The organism is Burkholderia sp. AU33423 (assembly GCF_002223135.1).
Lineage (GTDB): Bacteria > Pseudomonadota > Gammaproteobacteria > Burkholderiales > Burkholderiaceae > Burkholderia > Burkholderia lata_D.
In genome coordinates this window covers 1028094-1047808 of record NZ_NKFH01000007.1, presented here as the reverse complement: position 1 = coordinate 1047808, position 19715 = coordinate 1028094, and the positions used below count along the sequence as shown (strand labels likewise).

Here is a 19715-nt window from a genome sequence, read left to right as displayed (position 1 = left end):
CCGCCCGTCGTCGCCCCAGTCGACGATCGGTCAAGCCCACGCCCAACACCGCACGAGACAACCTGCCATCCCCCCCGGACAAAGCCCCGGCGCTGAAAAACAAAGCCCCCACGCGGCGCACTGCCGCATGAGGGCCTGTTTCCCGCCGGCTCGCGCCGCTTTTACCGCTTCTTCGCCTTCGCGGCCTTCGCGGTATCCGCGAGGATCTTCTCGACCCGCTCCACGTAGGTTTCGGTGCCGAACCGGCGCACCGCCGTCGCGCGCCCGCTCGCGACGAGCCGCTCGCGCAGCGCGCCGTCACGCTTCAGCGTAGCCAGCGCATCGGCCAGCGCGGCCGCATCGCCCGGCGCGCAGAGCAGCCCGTTGTCGCCGTCCTCGATGATCTCGACGACGCCGCCCGCGCGGGCCGCGACGACCGGCCGGCGCGCGAGCATCCCCTCGACGATCACGCGCCCGAACGGCTCCGGCGTGATCGACGTGTGCGCGACGACGTCGACCGCCGTCATGCAGGCGGCCACGTCGCGCTGGAACCCGAGGAAATGCACGCGCCCGCCCATCCCGTGCCGTGCGACGTACTCGTGCAGCTGCGCCGCGTAGTCGTCCTCGCCGAACAGCGGCGCGCCGACCAGCACCACGTGCATGTCGGGATGCCGCGCGGCGGCTTCCAGCAGCACGTGCTGCCCCTTCCAGCGCGCGAGCCGGCTGAACGAACCGACGAGCCATGCGTGCTCGGGCAACCCCAGCCGCGCGCGCAACGCGGCCTGGCTGACGCCTTCCAGCGCATCGAACGGCTCGGCCGAAATGCCGTTGAACACGACATCGACGTGCTGCGGCGTGAAGCCCGTCAGCGTCCGGAACGCCTGCGCGGACGCGTCGGAGTTCGCGATCACGCGCGTGATGCCGAGCCGCGCGCAGTATTTGATCGCCAGCAATTGCTTGCTGCCGAAATGGTCGGTGCTGACGATGTCGCGCAGGTGCCACACCACCGGCTTGCGCGCGAGCCGCCCGGCGAGCGCGGCGACCACCATCGCGCGCTGCGTGTTCGCGTAGATCACCTCGGCACGGCGCGCGCGCCGCGCGACGTCGCGCACCAGCCGCACGAGCTGTTTCACCGCCCCGACCGACACGCCGCCCTGCTTGCGCACGCCCGCGAGCGCGCCCTGGTCGACCACGTCGACGCGCGCGCCGATCTCGTCGAGCGCCGCACGGAACGGGCCGTCGTCGAACAGCAGTACGTCGGCGTTCGCGCGCATGTGCTTCATGATCTCGAGCAGCGACAGCTCGGCGCCGCCGAGCACGCCGCTCTGGTCGAGCACGAGCGTCGCCGGGCCGCGCGCGGCCGGCATCGGCGCGATGGCCGTACCGCGCTGCGCGGTCGAGCCGGGCAGCGCGGCTTCCACATAGTCGAGAAAGCGCCGCCGGAACGTATCGGCGGAAAACCGCTCCGCATTCGTGCGGCAGGCGGTCGGCGTGAAGCGCTGCGGCGCACGCTCGAAATCGTCGACCGCCGCGACGATCGCGTGCGGCGTCTGTTCGTCGAAAAAGAGCCCGGTCGGGTTCAGGTTCGATTGCGGGTCGAGCACGGTTTCGAGCGCGCCGCCCTTGCCGTACGCGATCACCGGCGTGCCGCACGCCTGCGCCTCGACCACCGAGATCCCGAAATCCTCCTCGGCCGCGAACACGAACGCCTTCGCGCGCCGCATCCGGTCGTGCAGCACCGCGAACGGCTGGTAGCCCATGATCTCGACGTTCGGGCCGGCCTTCGCGCGGATCTTCTGCATCTCGGGGCCGTCGCCGATCACGACGAGCTTGCGCTCCGGCGTGCGCGAAAACGCTTCGACGATCAGGTCGATCTTCTTGTACGGCACCATCCGCGACGCGGTCAGGTAGAAATCCTCCTTCACCGCGTTCAGCGAAAACGCGTCGACGTCGACCGGCGGGAAGATCACCGCCGCGTCGCGGTGGTAGACCTTCTTGATACGCCGCGCGATGAACGCGGAGTTCGCGACGAAACCGTCCACCGCGTTCGCGGTGCGCGTGTCCCAGTTGCGGATGTAATGCAGGATCATCCGCGCGAGCAACGACTTCGGCCCGTGCGTGAGGTTCGACTGTTCCAGGTACTGGTGCTGCAGGTCCCACGCATAGCGGATCGGCGAATGCACGTAGCTGATGTGCACCTGGTCCGGCCCGGTCAGCACGCCCTTCGCGACCGCGTGGCTGCTCGAGATCACCAGGTCGTACTCCGACACGTCGAGCTGCTCGATCGCGAGCGGCATCAGCGGCAGGTAGCTGCGGTACTTGGTGCGCGCGAACGGCAGCTTCTGGATGAACGACGTCGTCACCGGCTTGCCGCGCACGAACGCGCGATCGTCGAGAAAATCGACGAGGCTGAACAGGTCTGCGTCGGGAAAGCACGCGACGATCTGCTCGAGCACGCGCTCGGCGCCCGCATAGGTGACGAGCCAGTCGTGGACGATCGCCACGCGCAGCGCGCGCGCCGGATGGCGTGCGCTGGCCCGTTCGGCCGGCAGCGCCCTGCGCAGCGCGGCGGCGTCGCCCGCTTCGGCCACGGCCGCATCGGCGGCGGCGAGATTCAATACGGCGTGTTCCGCCAGATCGCGATTCATGCAGTTCTCCTCGCATTGAGACGGACAAACAGGTCGCGCACGAGTGCACGCAATCCCGGCGTCATCGTGAGCGACCACGCGACGTTCAGCACCAGCACGACCGCGCACATGCCGATCGACTGGACGAGCCCCGGCCACGCCTGCGCCAGGAACAGGCTCGCGAGCAGGAAGGCCAGGTGCGCGAGCATGTCGAGCACGATCGCGCGCATCCGGATCGCCGACAGGTACAGCAGCACGCCGTAGTCGACGAGCGCACGCGCCGCGACGACCACCGCCGCGCCGATCAGCCCGAAGTGATGAATGCCGAACCACAGGCCGCCGACGAAGAACGGCATCTCGACGAGCCCGGCGAACGCCGCGCGGGCCGGGTTGACCTGCGACTGGATCAGGATCCGCGTGACGCTCGCCTGGCCGACGAGCCACACGCTGATCACCAGCACACGGCCGACCGGCGCCGAATGCGCGGCGAGATCCGCGCCGACCCACAACGTGAGGAACGGCGCGAGCGCGAAGATCGCGACGATGCCGACCGGCGTGAACACGCCGTTCAGGAATTCGAGCGACTGGCGCGCGAGCGTGTCCGCATGGTCGCGCCCCACCGCCGACAGGCGCGGGAACAGCGTGCGCACGAGCGCGTTCGGCAGCATGTTCAGGCGCGTGACGAGGTTCTGCGGCACCGTGTAGTAAGTGACGAACTTCGCGCCCATGCCGGCGCCGAGCATCACGCGGTCGAGCGTGTCGGCGATCATGCTCGTCGTGCTCGCGATCAGCATCCAGCCGCCGAAGTTGAACAGTCCTTTCGCGGTGCCCCACTGCGGCGGATCGATGCGCCGGATCCCGAGCACCTTGATGCTCGCCTGGCCGAGCATCACCGCCGCGATCAGCCGCGCGACGACCGCCGCGGCGAGCACCGTCTGCAGGTTCGGCGCGATCCACCATGCGGCGCCGAGCGGCAGCAACTGGAACAGGAACGTGCCGATCGTCTGGTTCGTGTTGAACACGCCGAAGCGTTCGGCGCCGTTGATCGCGCCGGCGAACACCCACGACACGTTCGCCAGCGGAATCGCGAGCGCGAGCCACGGCAGCGCGAGATACACCTCGTGCTGCATCGCCGCCGACACCTTCGTGAAGTACGCGGTGTAGACGAACGCGCCGAAATAGATCAGCAGCCCGCCCACGATGCCGGTGCCGAGGTTCAGCCAGAACGCGCTCCAGAACACGCGCGCGCTTTCGTCGGCGTTGCCGCTCGCAAGCGCCTTCGAGATGTGGTTCTGCGCGGCCATGCTCATCCCGAGATCGAGGATCCCGAAATAGCCGATCAGCGTCCACACGAGGCTGACGACGCCGTAGCGTTCGACGCCGAGCGCGTGGATATAGGCGGGCACCGTCACCAGCGACACGAAGGTCGGCAGGATCAGCCCGATGAAGTTGATCGAAACGTTCTTGAGTATGCCTTTGTCCATGCTTCTGCCTTGTGTGACGTCGCCCGTCACGGTTTCCAGCGATACATCAGCACCTTGCCGCGCGCGTCTTCCTCGACGAACACGAGGTACTCGCCGTTCTCGCGCCGGAACGCGCTGATGCCGAACGGCACGTCGACCCAGCCGGAGGCCTTGCCGACCTCGGCGCCCGGGCTCATCACGCCCACTTCCTTGCCGGTTTCCTTGTCATACACGTGGATCTTGCCGACCGGCTCCACCCCGAACAGGTAGCGGCCCTCGGCCGTGAGCCCGATCAGGTCGAAGATCGGCTTCGCGTCGAGCTGCCACGGCAGCGCGACCTGGTAACGCACGACCGGCGAGCCCGTCGACCACTTGTCGAAGCGGATCAATACACGGCCCACTTCCTTGTTGATGCCCGGCTGCGGCGGTGCGTCGGCCGTGTAGCCGGTCACGTACAGCGTGTCGGTCTGCGGCTCGTAGATCGCGCGGCGCAGCTGCGTGAACGGCTGCGGCATCGGGTAGGTCGTGACCTTGTCGTACGAGTAGATCGGGTTGCCGGCCTTGTCGACGCCGCCGTACTGGAAGCGGTGGATGCCGCGCACGTCGCTGGTGCGCCAGATGTCGCCCTTCGTGTCGACCCACCAGCCCCAGCCGCCCGCCTTCGCCTTGCCGGTCGTGTTGATCTCGGCCTCGTCGGCATCGATCCGGCCGTTGCCGTTCGCGTCGCGCCACAGCCAGTCGCCGCCCGGCGGCTTGTTCGGCACCTTGTCGACCGGTCGCGCACGCCCCGCGATCAGGCCCGACGGAATCGCGACCTCGCCGTCGCGCTTCGCGTCGAAGCGGTAGATCTTCAGGTGATCGGCGTACATGTCGGTCAGGTACAGGAACGTGCGGCCGTCGAGGCGCCGTGCGAACGGCATGCCGGGATACTGGTCCGTGTGGAACACGGGATCGTCCGGATACTTGAAGCGGTTCGACAGGAACCCGACGTATTTCCAGTCCTGGCCCGGCGGCTTCGACAGATCGAGCTCGAAGCGCTTGTTGCCCGTGTACACGCTGTTCGGCCGCGCCGGGTCGAGCCACGCACCGTCGACGAACAGCAGCCCCTGCACCTGCCAGCGCTGCTTGCCGTCCGGCGTATAGCTTTCGAGCACCGCGCCGAGCCCGGCGCCGATCGTGTCGTGGCGCGGCCCGATGCCGTTCATCGACACATAGATATTGCCCGCGCGGTCGACACCGACGCCCGTCAGCCCGTTGAAACGCTGCGGCCCCGGCCGGCCCGGCACCGGGCCCGCGAAGATGCCGCCGCGCTCGCCGAGCGTGCCCGACGGCGCATAGCCCTTGCCGCCTTTCGAGAAGATCAGGATCTGCTGGCGCGGCCCGTTGTCCGCCACCAGCACGCGGCCTTTCGCGTCGACGGCCACGTCCACCGCATCGGTGCCTTCGGGCAGGGCGGGCGCGTCGTCAAGCTTGCGGCCGTCCGCGCGCACGTGCACGAGGTGCGCGGGCCCGTTGAGCGTATCCGTGAGCAGCCACAGCGTGCCGTCGCCCGCGAGTGCGATGCGGCCCGGCTCGTGCGCGCTCCACGTGCCCTTCTGCTGCATCGTCTCCGCGTCGTACACGTTCACCGCGTCGCGCGACGGATTCGTCGCGAACAGCGTCTTGTCGTCGGCTGCGAGGCCGCCGACTTCCGCCTTCTGCTCGCCCACTTCCGAGCGCGCGGGCGCCGCGACCTCGTTCATCATCATGAAGCTCGCGGCCATCCGCGCGCGGCCGGTGTCCGCGCGGCCGCCCGGCGCGACCTGCGGCGCCGCGCGGAACGGCGCGGGCTGCTTCAGGTCGCCGATCGTGCGACGCGAGATGCCGAACCACTGCTTGCCCTTGTCCGGCCAGATGCCGGGCGACTGCAGATGGCCGCGCTCGTTGCCGACACCGATCGCGACGTACGCGTACTTGCTGTTCACGGCGATCGCGCTGCCGCCGAGGTTGCCCCAGCCGTGCGTGCCGCCGGCGAAGCCGAGCATCTTCCCGTCCTGGTAGACGCTCGCCTCTGCCCCGCTCTCGTCCCACGGCGCATTTGTATACACCTTGCCTTCAGGCGTCACCGCGATCGCGCGGATGTCGATCTGCGTCCAGCTGCCGTCGCCATAGCCGAACGTATTGCCGATCCACGACGTCGTCGCGGGCAACACCGTTTCGGCCGGTGCGGCGCTCGTCAGCAGCGTCGCGCATACCGTCATGCCTACCAGAATCAGACGTCGCAATGCGCTTCTCCAGACTTGATGCAACAGCGACCGGGCCGCCGCAAGGACTGCCGCCGGCGCACCCTGTCGCTAAATGGGTTTCAAACGTCGCGATGCAGGTTACAAGCAAAAATAATCACAAGAAATTTGGAAATATTTGGGGATGTTTCCGCCTGAAATATCGAACCGGAACAGCGGCGAACAGGCGCTCGAAAGCGGCAATAACGACCGCCTTTCGTTTTCCGTCCTGTAGAAAATGCCGCTTTCCACCGCCTGACGGGGCCGTCCGGGCGCCGACCTTTCACCCCGCGACAGAAATAATCGGCATTTGAATATTTGTCGCCAGATAAATGACGCGCGTTTTTTTGCCGATTTCTTTTCCCTAGAATCGATTTCGATTCGATATTTCATTTAATGGCATGCATTACGTTCACGTTTACGCATCGGATGTGCGACACGCCCCGGCTCACGTCGCGCGTCGCGAAGGAGCGGCGCGATGACGGGCATCTCGCGACCGACGGACCTCACCCCGCCGCAACACGGCCGCATCGTGCAGCTCGACGGGCTGCGCGCGATCGCGGTGGGCGCCGTGTTCCTGCAGCACGCGCTGAAGGCGCCGCTCTGGATGGGCGTCGACCTGTTCTTCGTGCTGAGCGGGCTGCTGATCACCGGCATCCTGCTCGATCGCAAGGCGCGCGGGCAGTCGTACTTCAGCCACTTCTACGCACGCCGCGTGCGTCGCATCCTGCCGCCGTACGTGCTGCTGCTGGTGGCGTCGACGATCCTGTTCGGCGCGGGCTGGCTGCCGCACTGGCCGTGGTTCGCGTTCTTCTCGACCAACATCGGGCTGTCGCTCGGCAGCATCGGCCATGACAGCCTGAACGTGCTTTGGTCGCTCGCGGTCGAGGAGCAGTTTTATATCTTCTGGCCGTTCGTCGTGCTGTGGTGCTCGGAACGCGCGCTGCTGTGGGTCGCCGCCGCGCTGATCGTCGCGGCCCCGGTGCTGCGCGCGATTGCGACGCCGTGGTTCGACTCGTTCTGGCCGATCTACTACCTGACGCCGTTCCGGATGGACCTGCTCGCCGCGGGTGCGCTGCTCGCGATCGTGCTGCGCCGCGACCGGCGCGCACTCGAGCCGTTCTATCCGCTCGCGATCGTCGGCGCACTCGTGTCGCTCGCGATCCTCGGCTGGCTGCACCTGTCGTTCCCGCGCTTCCGCGCCGCGAACACGCCGCTGTCGAATGCGGCGCTCTACAGCATCTCGCTGCTGCTGTGCACGTCGATCGTCGTGATCGCCCTGCGCGGCCGCGGCCTCGTGCAGCGCGTGCTGACGAACCCGATGCTCGTCTACGTCGGCACCGTCAGCTACACCGTGTACCTGATCCACCTCAGCGTGCTGTACGCGCTGTGGCCGCTGCACCTGAACCGCTTCGTCACGGCCGCGCTGGCCCTCGCGATCACGCTCGCGTACGCGACGCTGAGCTGGTACGGCTTCGAACGGCGCCTGACGCGCGGCCCCGCACGCCGCGCGCTGCCGGCCGCCGCCGGCACGACCGCCTGAATTTCATCATCCATCGTTTCTACCAGGACAACGTCATGAGCCAAACTCGCAAGAAGGCCATCATCACCGGGATCTCGGGGCAAGACGGCGCCTACCTGACCAAGCTGCTGCTCGACAAGGGCTACGAGGTCACCGGTACCTACCGCCGCACCAGCTCGGTGAATTTCTGGCGCATCGCCGAGCTCGGCGTCGACACGCACCCGAACCTCACGCTCGTCGAGCACGACCTGACCGACGCCGGCTCGAGCCTGCGCCTGCTCGAGCGCACGCAGCCCGACGAGCTGTACAACCTCGCCGCGCAGAGCTTCGTCGGCGTGTCGTTCGACCAGCCGGCGACGACCGCCGAAGTGACGGGCCTGGGTCCGCTGAACCTGCTCGAGGCGATCCGCGTCGTGAGCCCGAAGACGCGCTTCTACCAGGCGTCGACCTCCGAGATGTTCGGCAAGGTGCAGTCGATTCCGCAGACGGAAGCGACCTCGTTCTATCCGCGCAGCCCGTATGGCGTCGCGAAGCTGTACGCGCACTGGATGACGGTGAACTACCGCGAGTCGTACGGCCTGTTCGGCAGCAGCGGCATCCTGTTCAACCACGAGTCGCCGCTGCGCGGCCGCGAGTTCGTCACGCGCAAGATCACCGACACCATCGCGAAGATCAAGCTCGGCAAGGCGACCCGCCTCGAGCTCGGCAACCTCGACGCGAAGCGCGACTGGGGCTTTGCGCTCGAGTACGTCGAAGGCATGTGGCGCATGCTGCAGGCCGACGAGCCCGATACCTATGTGCTGGCAACCAACCGCACCGAAACCGTGCGCGACTTCGTGCGGATGGCGTTCGCGGCGGCCGGTTACCAGATCGAATGGACCGGCAAGGGCGAGCAGGAACGCGGCCTCGACGCGGCGACCGGCAATGTGCTCGTGGAAGTGAATCCGAAGTTCTATCGCCCTGCCGAGGTCGACCTGCTGATCGGCTGCGCCGACAAGGCGAAAAGCAAACTCGGCTGGGAACCGAAGACGACGCTCGAACAACTTTGCCAGATGATGGTCGAAGCGGATTTGACGCGGAATCAACACCATGACACGTTCTGAAGCCGGACGCCCGTCGCGCCGTGCATTCGTCACCGGCCTGACGGGCTTCACCGGCCGCTACATGGCCGAACGCCTGCAGGCGGCCGGCTATGAGGTCTGGGGCACGGTCGCGCCCGGCACGGCACGGCCCGACGATCCGGCCTTCGCGCACTGCACGCTGCTGCCCGTCGACCTGCTCGATGCGGATGCGATGCGCGCAGCTGCCGCCGACGCGCGGCCCGATGCGGTCGTGCATCTCGCCGCCCGCGCGCACGTCGCGCAGGACGAGCCGTCGCAGACTTACGCGGTCAACATCGTCGGCACGCGCAACCTGCTGGCCGCGCTCGCGGGCCTCGACCGCCGCCCGTCGGCCGTGCTGCTCGCCAGCAGCGCGAACATCTACGGCAATTCGACGGCCGGCGTGCTCGACGAAACGGTCGCCCCGGCCCCGGCGAACGACTACGCAGTCAGCAAGCTCGCGATGGAATACGCGGCGAAGCTGTGGGCCGACCGGCTGCCGATCGTGATCGCGCGGCCATTCAACTACACGGGGGTCGGCCAGAGCGATGCGTATCTGCTGCCGAAGCTCGTCGCGCACTACGCGCGCAGCGCACCGCGCATCTCGCTCGGCAATCTCGACGTGAGCCGCGATTTCTCCGACGTGCGCGACGTGACGGCCGCGTACCTGAAGCTGGTCGAGGCCGCGCCGGCCGGCGAGACGTTCAACGTCTGCTCCGAGCGCGCGTATTCGCTGAAGGAAGTACTGGCGATGCTGTCACGCATCGCCGGTTACGTGATCGACGTGACGATCGATCCGCGTTTCGTGCGGCACAACGAAGTGAAAAGCCTGAGCGGGTCGCGGGACAAGCTGCGGCGCGCGGTGGGCGAGCTGCCCGTCACGCCGCTCGACGAAACGCTGCGATGGATGGTGGAGGCGATGCGCAACGACGCGCATGCGGGCGGGAATCCCGCCGGGTAAGCCGGGCGATTTGCATCGACACCAAAACGAAGGGCCGGTCGCGCAAGCGACCGGCCCTTCGTCCATGTACCACGTCAAATCACGTCAATCACGTCACGACATGCGTGACGTGCCGCGTTCAGCCTTCCAGCCCGCGTGCGAGATCCTTGCGCAGATCGCCCGCATCCTCCAGGCCGACCGACAAGCGGATCAACCCTTCGCTGATCCCCGCTGCCGCACGCGCTTCCGGCGTGATGCGGGCGTGCGTGGTCGTCGCCGGATGGGTGATCGTCGTGCGCGTGTCGCCGAGGTTGCCGGTGATCGAGATCAGCTTCGTGTTGTCGATCACGCGCCATGCATTCGCGCGCTGCTGCTCGGGCGTGTCGCCCTTCAGCTCGAACGACAGGATCGCGCCGCCCGCCTTCTGCTGACGCTTCGCGAGTTCGTGCTGCGGGTGCGATTCGAGGCCCGGGTGAAACACGCGCGCGACGGCCGGATGCGAATCGAGCCAGCGTGCGATCTCCAGCGCGTTCGCCGATTGCTTCTCGACGCGCAGCGACAGCGTTTCCATCCCCTTCAGCAGCACCCACGCGTTGAACGCCGACAGCGTCGGACCCGCGCTGCGCACGAACGGGAACACCTTGCCCATGATGAATTCCTTCGTGCCGACCAGCGCGCCGCCGAGCACGCGGCCCTGGCCGTCGAGGAATTTCGTCGCCGAGTGCATCACGACGTCCGCGCCGAGCTTCAGCGGCTGCTGCAGCACCGGGCTGCAGAAACAGTTGTCGACGACGAACAGCGCGTTCGACGCCTTCGCGATCTTGCCGATCGCCTCGATGTCGGCGAGTTCGGTCAGCGGGTTCGACGGTGTCTCGAGGAAGAACATCTTCGTTTCCGGACGCACGGCTTCCTTCCACGCGTTCAAGTCGGTCGGGTCGACGAAGGTCGTCGTGATGCCGAACTTGCTGAAGATCTGCGAGAACATCCCGAGCGTCGAGCCGAACAGGCTGCGCGAGCTGACGAGATGGTCGCCGGCCTGCAGCGCGGCCATCACGACCGACATGATCGCGGCCATCCCCGACGCCGTCGCGATGCAGGCCTCGCCGCCCTCGAGCGCCGCGAGACGCTCCTGGAACATGGTGACGGTCGGGTTCGTGAAGCGCGAATAGGTGAAGTAGTCTTCCGAATTCGCGAAGCGCTGGGCCGCATCGGCCGCGCTCTGGAAGCAAAAGCTCGACGTGAGGAACAGCGCTTCCGAGTGCTCGTTGAAGTCGCTGCGCAGCGTGCCCGCGCGCACGGCAAGCGTGTCGAAGTTGAGGGAGTCGTCCATGTTCCGTTTTCCGTATTCGATGGTCGCGCGGGTGGCGCGAACCCAGTCAAAACCAGGGCAAAACAAAAAGCCCGCTATGCGTCGGCATCAGCGGGCTTCGGTGCGGTACGACAGCGATCGACTCGGGCCGGTTGCCACCGGCCTTCGCTTTAGCTGTTTTGGGAAGTCGCCCCGCGTCCGCAAGCTGATATCAAATCGACGCAAGGCCACATCCTATCACGCTTCGTCAAAAGCGTGCGCCGGTGTCACTCGACCGACAACTGCAGGTTCATCTGCGAGCGTTCGGTGTCGCCCGCCGTGTCGCGATCGGCCTGCGATGCCGGCGTGAGGCGCGCGCGCTCGATCGCATCGAGATACTCGGGCGTCACGGCGCCGGTGATGTAGTTGCCGTCGAAGCACGACGCTTCGAAGCGCTCGAGCTTCGGGTTGATGTCGCGCACCGCGCGGCGCAGATCGTCGACGTCCTGATAGATCAGGTGGTCGGCGCCGATGATCTTCGCGACTTCCTCGTCGGTGCGGCCATGCGCGACGAGCTCGCCACGCGTCGGCATGTCGATGCCGTACACGTTCGGGAACTTCACGGGCGGCGCCGCCGACGCGAAGATCACCGACTTCGCGCCCGCATCGCGCGCCATCTGCACGATTTCATGCGAGGTCGTGCCGCGCACGATCGAATCGTCGACGATCAGCACGTTTTTATCCTTGAACTCGATGCTCATCGCATTGAGCTTCTGGCGCACCGACTTCTTGCGCACGGCCTGGCCCGGCATGATGAAGGTACGGCCGACGTAGCGGTTCTTGAAGAAGCCTTCGCGGTACTCGACGCCGAGCTTCGCGGCGACCTGCATCGCAGCCGGGCGCGACGAATCGGGAATCGGCATCACGACGTCGATCGGCACGTTCGGCAGCTCGCGCTTGATCTTCTCGGCGAGATAGTCGCCCATGCGCAGGCGCACGTTGTAGACCGGCACGCCGTCGAGGCACGAATCCGGACGGGCCAGATACACGTATTCGAACATGCACGGATTCAGCGTCGGGTTCTCCGCGCACTGTTGGCTGTGGAAGTTGCCGGCCTTGTCGATGAAGATCGCTTCGCCCGGCTCCAGGTCACGCACGAATTCGAAACCGATGCCTTCGACCGCCACCGACTCCGATGCAACCATCCATTCGGTGCCGTGCTCGGTTTCGAGCTTGCCGATGCACAGCGGACGGATGCCGAACGGGTCGCGGAATGCGAGCAGGCCGTAGCCGGCGATCAGCGACACGATCGCGTACGAGCCCTGCAGGCGGCGATGCACGCCCGAGACGGCCTTGAACACCGAGGCCGGATCGAGCTCGAGGCCCGTGGTCGACAGTTGCAGCTCGTGTGCGAACACGTTGAGCAGCACTTCGCTGTCGGAGTTGGTGTTGATGTGCCGGCGGTCGATCCGGAACATCTCGTCCTTCAGTTGCTGCCAGTTCGTCAGGTTGCCGTTGTGCGCGAGGATGATCCCGAACGGCGCGTTCACGTAGAACGGTTGCGCCTCGGCTTCGCTCGACGCCGAGCCGGCGGTCGGGTAGCGCACCTGGCCGATGCCGTAGGTGCCGGGCAGGCTGCGCATGTTGCGCGTGCGGAACACGTCGCGCACCATGCCGTTCGCCTTGTACATGTGGAAATTGCTGCCGTCCGCCGTCGCGATGCCCGCCGCGTCCTGACCGCGATGCTGCAGCAGCAGCAGGCTGTCATAGATCAGCTGGTTGACCGGGGATTGGGAGATAACGCCTACGATGCCGCACATGGCATGTCCTTCAGAATGACAAAATCGGATACGTCCTGCCCGGCCGCGTCGTCACACGCGTACGTACTGGGCCATGCCGTCGGGCAGGAGCTGCTTCAGCTCGTGCACGCCCTGTTCGGCGAAAGGACGCAATAGCGCATTGCGCCAGAATTCCTGTTTGGGCAGTTCGGTCAGCCCGGCCGCCGCGACCAGCAGTACCACCAGCACGCAGCCGCGGACGAGCCCGAACATCATGCCCAGCGAGCGGTCGACGCCGCCCAGGCCACTCGCCTGCGCGATCCGCGACAGCAGCGCGTTCGCCACGCCGGCGACCAGCACCACGCCGATCACGACCAACGCGAAGGCGATCACCCACTGCGTCAGCGCACCACCCGGCCAGTTCGCCGGGATATACGGCACGACCAGTCCGACGTAGCGGCCCGCGATCACGATCGCCGCGATCCAGCCGATCAGCCCGAAAATCTCGGACACGAAGCCGCGCCACGCGCCACGCAGCGCAGACAACGCGATCACCGCCAATACAGCGTAGTCGAAAGCCGTCAGCATCGCGCGTTACTGCGTCAGACCGGCTTCGCGCACCTTCGCGATCGCGGCGGACGCCGCCGCACGATCCGCGAACGGGCCCGCACGCAACAGTGTAGCCGTGCTGCCGTCTGCCTGCTTGCGATGCTCGACATATGCGGGCACACCCGCCGATTTCAATTTGGTGGCCCACGAACGGGCCGTCGCGTCGTCCTTGAACGAACCGAGCTGCACCGCGAAACGCGCACCGGCCGGCGACGACGGCGACGAAGCGTCGCTGCTGTCCGGGCTGGCGGCGTCGGTATGCGCGACGGCCGCGGGCGCGGGTGCGGGCTTCGGCGCGGCCGGCTTCGCCACGGGGGCAGCCGGTTTCGGTGCGGGCTTCGGCGGCGTCACGCTCGCCGTGGCCGTGGTATCGGGTTTCGCGGCCGGTTTGTCGGCATCCTTCGGCGCGGGCGCCGGTGCCGCCGCAACGGCCACATCGGAAGCCGGCGGTTCGTCGTGCGCGACGCCCGCCTGTACGTCGGAGGCGTCATCGTCACGCGGTGCGACCGCCTGGTGCGCTGGCCGGTTCGGAATATCGATTGCGATGTCGTCCGTGACCGGCTTCGGGTGCGAGTCGAGCACCATCGGCAGCACGATCACGGCGGCGACGACGAGCGCGATCGCGCCGACGAGGCGACGGCGCGCGCGTTGCTTTTCTGGAAGGGTCGGATCGAGGAGCAGTGCGTCCGATTCCGGACGCTCGGTGCGGCGCGAGCGTCGCTCGACGCGTTCAGTGCGCTCCGTGCGCACGTTCCGGGAGGTCCCGGTGCGACCGCCGCGCCGCGGGGGCGCGTCGTCGTCTTTTTTGCCGAACGAGAAAATTCCCATGAATGGCTGAGTCCGAAACTGCCCGTCAGTCAGTGTTGCTGCGATTTACGGTAGGCCAGCACGCCGGCAACCGTATGGAAACTGCCGAAAACCACGATTCTATCATTCTCGGATGCTCTTTTTAGTGCATCGCGAAACGCTTCGGCAGGCGACGTGTAACGCGTGACGCTCGAATCGGGCCCCTCCCCCACGCCAGCCTTGCGCAGCGCGGCTTCGAGCTGCTCCGCGGTGGCCGCGCGCGGCAGCGGCAGGTCGGTCACGCACCAGTGGTCGATCTCGCCCTTCAGGTGCTGCAGCACGCCGTCGATATCCTTGTCGTGCATCGCGCCGAACACCGCGTACGTGTACGGGAAGAACCCCATGTTGCCGAGGTTCTGCTCGAGCACGGCCGAGGCATGCGGGTTGTGCGCGACGTCGAGCACGATCGCCGGCTTGCCGGGCAGCACCTGGAAGCGCCCGGGCAGTTCGACGTTCGCGAGGCCGAGCCGGATGTCCTGCGCCGACACCGGCAGCACCGGACGCAGCGCTTCGAGCGCGGCGAGCGCGGCCGAGGCATTGATCAGCTGATTCGCGCCGCGCAGCGCCGGGTACGCAAGCGCCGGATAGCGCTTCTCGCGGCCGAGGTAGCTCCACTGCTGGCGCTCCGCGCCTGCCTGCGCCTCGTAGCGGAAATCGCGGCCGACGAGCCACAGGTCGGCGCCGATCGCTTCGGCGTGGTCGATCAGCGTTTGCGGCGCGGCCGGATCGCCGCAGATCGCCGGCTTGCCTGAGCGGAAGATCCCGGCCTTCTCGAACGCGATCTTCTCGCGCGTATCGCCGAGGTATTCGGTGTGGTCGATGTCGATGCTCGTGACGATCGCGCAATCGGTATCGATGATGTTGACCGCATCGAGGCGGCCGCCGAGCCCGACTTCGAGGATCACCGCGTCGAGCCCGCGCGATGCGAACAGGTGCATGATCGCGAGCGTCGTGAATTCGAAATACGTGAGCGACACGGGCTCGGGCAGCGACGTGCGCGCGGCTTCGACGGCCTCGAAGTGCGGCAGCAGCTCGTCATCGGTGACGTTCTGCCCGTTCACGCGCGCGCGCTCGTTGAATTCGAGCAGGTGCGGCGACGTGTGGCAGCCGACCTTGTAGCCGGCGCGCACGAGGATCGTCTCGAGGAACGCGCAGGTCGAGCCCTTGCCGTTCGTGCCGCCGACGGTGATCACCGGGCACGCGAATTCGAGCTGCAGCGCCGCCTTGACCTGCCCGATGCGGGTCAGGCCCATGTCGATGCCGACCGGGTGCGCGCGTTCGAGATGCGAAAGCCACGCGTCGAGAGTGGGAAAAGTGCTCATCGGTTCAAATCTGGATCGGGACCGCCACTACGCCAAAAAACGAAGCGCGCCGCCTGACGCTGAAGCCAGGCGACGCGCAGTGTTCACAACCTCGCGCCGGTCAGGCCAGCGCGTCGGCCGGTTGCCGCTGCAGCAGCGCGAGCAGCTGCGCGATCTCGTCGCGCAGCTTGCGGCGGTCGACGATCATGTCGATCGCGCCCGTCTTCAGCAGGAATTCGGCGCGCTGGAAGCCTTCCGGCAGCTTCTCGCGGACCGTCTGCTCGATCACGCGCGGGCCGGCGAAGCCGATCAGCGCCTTCGGTTCGGCGATCACGACGTCGCCGAGGAAGGCGAAGCTTGCCGACACGCCACCCATCGTCGGGTCGGTCAGCACCGAGATGAACGGCAGCTTGGCTTCGGCCAGCTTGGTCAGCATCGCGGTGGTTTTCGCCATCTGCATCAGCGACAGCAGGCTTTCCTGCATCCGCGCACCGCCCGAAGCGGTGAAGCAGATGAACGGCACTTGCTGTTCCAGCGCGTTCTGCGCGCCGCGTACAAAGCGCTCGCCGACCACCGAGCCCATCGAGCCGCCCATGAACGAGAACTCGAAGCAGGCCGCGACCACCGGCAGCGTGTGGATCGCACCGCCCATCACGACCATCGCGTCGGTTTCGCCCGTATCGTCCATCGCTTCCTTCAGACGATCGGGGTACTTGCGGCTGTCCTTGAACTTCAGCGTGTCGACCGGCACGATTTCCTGGCCGATCTCGTAACGGCCTTCCGGATCGAGCAGCCCGTCGAGGCGCTCACGCGCACCGATGCGCATGTGGTGATCGCATTTCGGGCACACGTGCAGGTTCGCGTCCACGTCGTTGCGATAGAGAACGGCCTCGCAGGACGGGCACTTGACCCACAGGCCTTCCGGAATGCCCTTGCGGCTTTTCGGGTCGGTCTGCTTGATCTTCGGCGGCAACAGTTTGTCGAGCCAGCTCATCGTATGGTTTCCTGTTCCGTGGCGGGGCGGGCCAACCGGCCCGTTCCCGCTTCCTGTGTTGTGTTTATCGCGCCGCCTTGCCCGCGCCGTCCAGGGCGGCGCGCAGCTCGGCGATGAACGTCTTCAGCGCGGCGGCGGCACCCTCCGGCGCAGCGCTTTCGAGCAGCTGCACGAGGCGGCTGCCGATCACGACCGCGTCCGACACCTCGGCCACCGCGCGCGCCGTTTCGGCGTCGCGGATACCGAAGCCGACGCCGACCGGAACCGGCACGCGCGACTTGATGGCCGGGATTTTACCCGCAATGCTCGAAACATCCAGATTTCCTGCGCCGGTCACGCCCTTGAGCGACACGTAATACACGTAGCCGCTCGCGATCTTGCCGACGTCGGCGATGCGTTCGTCGGTCGACGTGGGCGCGAGCAGGAAGATCGGATCGATCTGCGCGGCGCGCATTTTCTCGGCGAACACGCCCGCCTCTTCCGGCGGATAGTCGACGACGAGCACGCCGTCGACCCCGGCCGCCTGTGCTTCGGCCGCGAACGCGTCGACGCCCATCCGCTCGATCGGGTTCGCATAGCCCATCAGCACGACGGGGGTTTTGGGGTCCGTTTCGCGAAAGCGCTTCACGTCGGCGAGCACGCTCTTGAGCGTGACGCCGCGCGCGAGCGCGCGTTCCGACGAGCGCTGGATCACGGGGCCGTCGGCCATCGGGTCCGAGAACGGCACGCCGAGTTCGATCACGTCCGCGCCGCCTTCGGCGAGCGCGTGCATGAATTCGACGGTTTTCGCGGGATCGGGGTCGCCGGCCGTGATGAACGGGATCAGGCCCTTACGGCCTTGTTCGGCGAGCGCGGCGAAGGTCTGCTGAATACGGGACATGGCAATTTTCCTGGATGCGTTCGGCGATGCGGCGGCGCGATTCACGCGCACGCCGGCACAGCGAGCGCGTTCACACGCTCGTGCGCGATCGCACAATAGCTTTCGTTGATCTCGTAGCCGACGAAGTCGCGCCCCTGCCGTGCGCAGGCCACCGCGGTCGTGCCGCTGCCCATAAACGGATCGAGCACGCGGCCGCCGGGCGGGCAGCTTGCGAGCACCATCCGCTCGATGATTTCCAGCGGCTTCTGGGTCGGATGATCGACGCGCTCCGCGTGCTGCCGATGCAGGCGCGAGACCGACCAGACGTCCTTCGGGTTGTAGCCCATCTCCAGCCACTTGCTGCCTTCGAACAGCTTGCGCGAGCGGGCCTTCTTCGTGTCGGCGTCGTACGGGATGCGGACCGGATCGAGATCGAAGTAATACGCTCTGGAAACCGCGAAAAAGCCGATGTTGTCGTGCACCGACGTGAAACGGCGCGTCGTGCCGCCCATGCTCGGCACGCGTCGGTCCCAGATGATCTCGTTGACCATCGTGAGCTGCGTCTTCAGGAAGCTGAAGATTTCCGGCGCGTACTGCCACGTGCAGAAGATGTACATCGACCCGCTCGGCTTCAGCTTCGGAATCGCGAGCTCGAGCCACTCGCGCGTCCACGCGAGAAAGTCGTCGCCCGAACGCTTGTCCGAGTCGTTGCCGTAGTCCTTGCCGAGCCCGTACGGCGGATCGGCGACGATCAGGTCGATCGACGCGTCCGGCAGGTGCGCGGCATGAGTCAGGAAATCGCGGTTATGCAGTTCGATACCGGACGGCAGCGCGCGCGGCACGGCAGCGGCGGGCTGAACCGCCCCCGCCTCGCTCGCGGCACCGCCGCCCGGTTCTTCGATCAGGTCACGCATCGGTCGGGGTCAGAGCTCGATGCCCGATCGCTCGGCGACCGTGTGCATGTCCTTGTCGCCACGGCCCGACAGGTTGACGAGCAGGATCTTGTCCTTCGGCAACGTCGGCGCGAGCTTCACGCCATACGCGATCGCGTGGCTCGACTCGAGCGCGGGAATGATCCCCTCGATCCGGCAACAGTCGTGGAATGCCTTCAGCGCTTCCTCGTCGGTGATGCCGACGTACTGCGCCCGCCCGCTGTCCTTCAGCCACGCGTGCTCGGGGCCGACGCCCGGATAGTCGAGGCCCGCCGACACCGAATGCGTCTCGATGATCTGGCCGTTGTCGTCCTGCAGCAGGTAGGTACGGTTGCCGTGCAGCACGCCCGGGCTGCCGGCGATCAGCGACGCCGCGTGATGGCCCGTGTCGAGGCCGTCGCCGGCGGCTTCGACGCCGATCAGCTGCACCGAGGTGTCGTCGATGTACGGGTAGAAGATGCCCATCGCGTTCGAGCCGCCGCCCACGCAGGCGATCACCGCGTCAGGCTGCCGGCCTGCGAGCTCGGGCATCTGCACCTTGCACTCGTCGCCGATCACGCGCTGGAAGTCGCGCACCATCATCGGGTACGGGTGCGGGCCCGCGACCGTGCCGATGATGTAGAACGTGCTCTCGATGTTCGTGACCCAGTCGCGCATCGCTTCGTTCAGCGCGTCCTTCAGCGTGCGCGAACCCGATTCGACCGGCACGACCGTCGCGCCGAGCAGCTTCATCCGGTAGACGTTCGCGGCCTGGCGGCGCACGTCTTCCGAACCCATGTAGACGACGCACTCCATCCCGAAGCGCGCGCAGATCGTCGCGGTCGCGACGCCGTGCTGGCCGGCGCCCGTCTCGGCGATCACGCGCTTCTTGCCCATGCGCTTCGCGAGCAGCGCCTGGCCGATCACGTTGTTGATCTTGTGCGCGCCGGTGTGGTTCAGGTCTTCGCGCTTCAGGTAGATCTGTGCGCCGCCGAGCGTCTCGCTCCAGCGCTGCGCGTGATAGATCGGCGACGGGCGGCCGACGAAATGCTTCAGCTCGCGCTCGAATTCGGCGACGAAATCGGGATCGTTCTGGAATTTTTCATATGCCGCGCGCAGTTCGTCCAGCGCGTGAATCAGCGTCTCGGCGACAAACGTGCCGCCATACGGGCCGAAATGGCCGCGATCATCAGGAAGGTTGTACATGGTGTCTCTCTCGATCGGTCGGCGCGCCCCG

General features: G+C 66.9%; 15 protein-coding genes. 3 read left to right on the top strand and 12 right to left on the bottom strand.

Annotated elements, in window-relative coordinates:
• Window positions 1–161: 161 nt before the first annotated feature.
• From CFB50_RS23315 to CFB50_RS23305, 3 genes are read right to left on the bottom strand one after another with little or no spacing between them, the layout of a single operon-like run.
• Window positions 162–2627, bottom strand: a complete 2466-nt coding sequence (locus CFB50_RS23315) for a glycosyltransferase family 4 protein (protein ID WP_179254216.1) — start codon at window positions 2625–2627, stop codon at window positions 162–164.
• A complete protein-coding gene (locus CFB50_RS23310; protein WP_050011262.1) occupies window positions 2624–4090 on the bottom strand; it encodes a flippase in 1467 nt (488 codons plus the stop codon). The genes CFB50_RS23315 and CFB50_RS23310 overlap by 4 nt, the downstream gene beginning before the upstream one ends.
• Before the next feature lie 26 nt (window positions 4091–4116).
• Window positions 4117–6309 carry a hypothetical protein gene (locus CFB50_RS23305; protein WP_166890594.1) on the bottom strand — a complete coding sequence of 731 codons (2193 nt, stop codon included), beginning with the start codon at window positions 6307–6309 and terminating at the stop codon, window positions 4117–4119.
• Window positions 6310–6808: 499 nt separating this feature from the next.
• On the opposite strand from CFB50_RS23305, the gene CFB50_RS23300 reads away from it, so the two are divergent.
• The 3 genes from CFB50_RS23300 to CFB50_RS23290 are packed head-to-tail and all read left to right on the top strand — an operon-like array spanning window position 6809 to window position 9913.
• Window positions 6809–7873, top strand: coding sequence for an acyltransferase family protein (locus CFB50_RS23300; protein WP_089447400.1), 1065 nt, complete (start codon window positions 6809–6811; stop codon window positions 7871–7873).
• Between the two features lie 35 nt (window positions 7874–7908).
• A complete protein-coding gene (gene gmd / locus CFB50_RS23295) occupies window positions 7909–8955 on the top strand; it encodes a GDP-mannose 4,6-dehydratase (protein ID WP_069251160.1) in 1047 nt (348 codons plus the stop codon).
• The gene (locus tag CFB50_RS23290; RefSeq protein ID WP_089447399.1) at window positions 8942–9913 is read left to right on the top strand and encodes an NAD-dependent epimerase/dehydratase family protein; all 972 of its coding nucleotides are present in this window, start codon (window positions 8942–8944) and stop codon (window positions 9911–9913) included. Before gmd ends, CFB50_RS23290 begins: the two co-directional genes overlap by 14 nt.
• 118 nt (window positions 9914–10031) lie before the next feature.
• Here CFB50_RS23290 and CFB50_RS23285 read toward each other — a convergent pair whose 3' ends face one another.
• From CFB50_RS23285 to trpB, 9 genes are all read right to left on the bottom strand, one after another.
• Window positions 10032–11222, bottom strand: a complete 1191-nt coding sequence (locus tag CFB50_RS23285; RefSeq protein ID WP_069251158.1) for an O-succinylhomoserine sulfhydrylase — start codon at window positions 11220–11222, stop codon at window positions 10032–10034.
• A gap of 245 nt (window positions 11223–11467) precedes the next feature.
• The gene (gene purF / locus CFB50_RS23280) at window positions 11468–13000 is read right to left on the bottom strand and encodes an amidophosphoribosyltransferase (protein WP_069251157.1); all 1533 of its coding nucleotides are present in this window, start codon (window positions 12998–13000) and stop codon (window positions 11468–11470) included.
• 51 nt (window positions 13001–13051) lie between these two features.
• Window positions 13052–13546: a CvpA family protein gene (locus CFB50_RS23275; RefSeq protein ID WP_069251156.1), complete on the bottom strand. Its 495-nt coding sequence runs from the start codon at window positions 13544–13546 to the stop codon at window positions 13052–13054.
• A gap of 6 nt (window positions 13547–13552) precedes the next feature.
• Window positions 13553–14395: an SPOR domain-containing protein gene (locus CFB50_RS23270; RefSeq protein WP_089447398.1), complete on the bottom strand. Its 843-nt coding sequence runs from the start codon at window positions 14393–14395 to the stop codon at window positions 13553–13555.
• A gap of 29 nt (window positions 14396–14424) precedes the next feature.
• Window positions 14425–15735, bottom strand: a complete 1311-nt coding sequence (folC, locus tag CFB50_RS23265; RefSeq protein WP_089447397.1) for a bifunctional tetrahydrofolate synthase/dihydrofolate synthase — start codon at window positions 15733–15735, stop codon at window positions 14425–14427.
• Window positions 15736–15835: 100 nt separating this feature from the next.
• Entirely contained in the window at window positions 15836–16708 is an 873-nt protein-coding gene (gene accD / locus CFB50_RS23260; RefSeq protein WP_069251153.1) for an acetyl-CoA carboxylase, carboxyltransferase subunit beta, read from the bottom strand.
• Between the two features lie 64 nt (window positions 16709–16772).
• Window positions 16773–17588, bottom strand: coding sequence for a tryptophan synthase subunit alpha (gene trpA, locus CFB50_RS23255; protein WP_089442926.1), 816 nt, complete (start codon window positions 17586–17588; stop codon window positions 16773–16775).
• A 41-nt stretch (window positions 17589–17629) separates the two neighbouring features.
• Complete coding sequence (locus tag CFB50_RS23250; RefSeq protein ID WP_089447396.1) at window positions 17630–18481, bottom strand: DNA-methyltransferase; 852 nt, start codon at window positions 18479–18481, stop codon at window positions 17630–17632.
• A gap of 9 nt (window positions 18482–18490) precedes the next feature.
• The gene (gene trpB, locus CFB50_RS23245; RefSeq protein WP_089442928.1) at window positions 18491–19684 is read right to left on the bottom strand and encodes a tryptophan synthase subunit beta; all 1194 of its coding nucleotides are present in this window, start codon (window positions 19682–19684) and stop codon (window positions 18491–18493) included.
• Window positions 19685–19715 lie beyond the last annotated feature (31 nt).

Bases quoted from the DNA above. Each gene is read 5' to 3' on its own strand.
- CFB50_RS23315 (WP_179254216.1), bottom strand. From the start codon at position 2,627: ATGAATCGCGATCTGGCGGAACACGCCGTATTGAATCTCGCCGCCGCC.
- CFB50_RS23310 (WP_050011262.1), bottom strand. From the start codon at position 4,090: ATGGACAAAGGCATACTCAAGAACGTTTCGATCAACTTCATCGGGCTG.
- CFB50_RS23305 (WP_166890594.1), bottom strand. From the start codon at position 6,309: ATGACGGTATGCGCGACGCTGCTGACGAGCGCCGCACCGGCCGAAACG.
- CFB50_RS23300 (WP_089447400.1), top strand. From the start codon at position 6,809: ATGACGGGCATCTCGCGACCGACGGACCTCACCCCGCCGCAACACGGC.
- gmd (WP_069251160.1), top strand. From the start codon at position 7,909: ATGAGCCAAACTCGCAAGAAGGCCATCATCACCGGGATCTCGGGGCAA.
- CFB50_RS23290 (WP_089447399.1), top strand. From the start codon at position 8,942: ATGACACGTTCTGAAGCCGGACGCCCGTCGCGCCGTGCATTCGTCACC.
- CFB50_RS23285 (WP_069251158.1), bottom strand. From the start codon at position 11,222: ATGGACGACTCCCTCAACTTCGACACGCTTGCCGTGCGCGCGGGCACG.
- purF (WP_069251157.1), bottom strand. From the start codon at position 13,000: ATGTGCGGCATCGTAGGCGTTATCTCCCAATCCCCGGTCAACCAGCTG.
- CFB50_RS23275 (WP_069251156.1), bottom strand. From the start codon at position 13,546: ATGCTGACGGCTTTCGACTACGCTGTATTGGCGGTGATCGCGTTGTCT.
- CFB50_RS23270 (WP_089447398.1), bottom strand. From the start codon at position 14,395: ATGGGAATTTTCTCGTTCGGCAAAAAAGACGACGACGCGCCCCCGCGG.
- folC (WP_089447397.1), bottom strand. From the start codon at position 15,735: ATGAGCACTTTTCCCACTCTCGACGCGTGGCTTTCGCATCTCGAACGC.
- accD (WP_069251153.1), bottom strand. From the start codon at position 16,708: ATGAGCTGGCTCGACAAACTGTTGCCGCCGAAGATCAAGCAGACCGAC.
- trpA (WP_089442926.1), bottom strand. From the start codon at position 17,588: ATGTCCCGTATTCAGCAGACCTTCGCCGCGCTCGCCGAACAAGGCCGT.
- CFB50_RS23250 (WP_089447396.1), bottom strand. From the start codon at position 18,481: ATGCGTGACCTGATCGAAGAACCGGGCGGCGGTGCCGCGAGCGAGGCG.
- trpB (WP_089442928.1), bottom strand. From the start codon at position 19,684: ATGTACAACCTTCCTGATGATCGCGGCCATTTCGGCCCGTATGGCGGC.